The sequence below is a fragment of the Kitasatospora sp. NPDC007106 genome, assembly GCF_040634455.1.
Taxonomy (GTDB): Bacteria; Actinomycetota; Actinomycetes; order Streptomycetales; family Streptomycetaceae; genus Kitasatospora; species Kitasatospora arboriphila.
Map to the genome: position 1 here is coordinate 1 of NZ_JBEYFP010001334.1, position 1,222 is coordinate 1,222.

General features: G+C 77.3%; 1 pseudogene. It reads left to right on the forward strand.

Going from position 1 to position 1,222, the window contains the following annotated elements:
- Positions 1 to 80: 80 nt before the first annotated feature.
- Positions 81 to 1,222: pseudogene (locus ABZ641_RS38260) on the forward strand (S9 family peptidase); the annotation flags it as partial.

A 1,222-nucleotide genomic window follows, 5' to 3' on the forward strand; every position in this document is an offset into this window, starting at 1 on the left:
ACCTCCCGGCCTTCGGCCGAAAGCTGGGAGGTGCCCCCACGCGCCCCCATGAGCTACCCCCCACTACCAAGGAAGTTGCCGTGACCGCATCGACCGTGACCGCTCCGCCCGCGTACCCGACCGCGCCGCGGCGGGAGTTGGTCGAGGAGTTGCACGGCCTGCGGATCGCCGACCCGTACCGGGAGCTGGAGGACGCCGCCGCCCCCGCGACGGTCGCCTGGTGCCGCGCGCAGGAGGAGTTGTTCCGCGCGCACCGGGCCGGCTGGCCCGGCCTCGCGGAGCTGCGCCGCACCCTGACCGGCCTGCTGGACACCGGCTCGGTCAGCGCCCCCGTCACCTGCGGTGGACGGCGGTTCCACACCCGTGCCCGGCCGGGGGCCGACCGGCCCGCCCTGGTGGTCACCGAGGACGGCGCCGACCGCACCCTGCTCGACCCGCTCGCCCTGGACCCGTCCGGCGGCACCGTGCTCGATGCCTGGGCGCCGTCCCGGGAGGGCACCCGGATCGCCGTGCAGACCTCCACCGGCGGCACCGAGGACTCCGTGCTGCACGTGCTGGACGTCGCCACCGGCGCCGTGCTGGACGGCCCGGTCGACCGGCTGCGGCGCTCGGCGATCGCCTGGCTGCCCGGCGGCGGGGCGTTCTACTACGTGCGGCGGCTGCCTCCCGAGCTGCACCCGGGGGAGGAGCGCTACCACCGGCGGGTCTGGCTGCACCGGGTCGGCACCGACCCGGCCGAGGACGTCCCGGTGTTCGGCGAGGGCCGCGACCCGCGGCAGTTCTACGCCGTCTCCGTCAGCGAGGACGGCCGCTGGCTGATCGTCACCGCCACCGCCGGTGCCTCGCCCGGCACCGAGGTCCGGCTCGCCGACCTCGCCGCCACCGGCCCGGAACGGCCGCGGTTCACCGTGCTGAGGCTCGCCGCCGACGCCCGCACCACCGCCACCGTCCGGCGCGGCCGGCTCTACCTGCTCACCCGCGACGGCGCCCCGCGCGGCCGGGTCGAGACCGCCGACCCGGCCCGCCCCGACGACCGCACCGTCCTGCTGCCCGAGGACCCGGAGGCGGTGCTGGAGGACCTGGCCGTCCTGGACGGGCCCGCGCCCGGCCGTACTCTGCTGGCCGTCACCCGGACGCGGCACGGCGTCGCCGACGGTGGACCAGCTGCTCTGCTGCTGGCTCCAGAAGGCGGTGCCCCAGGCCTCGTTGAGGGCGTCCAGGC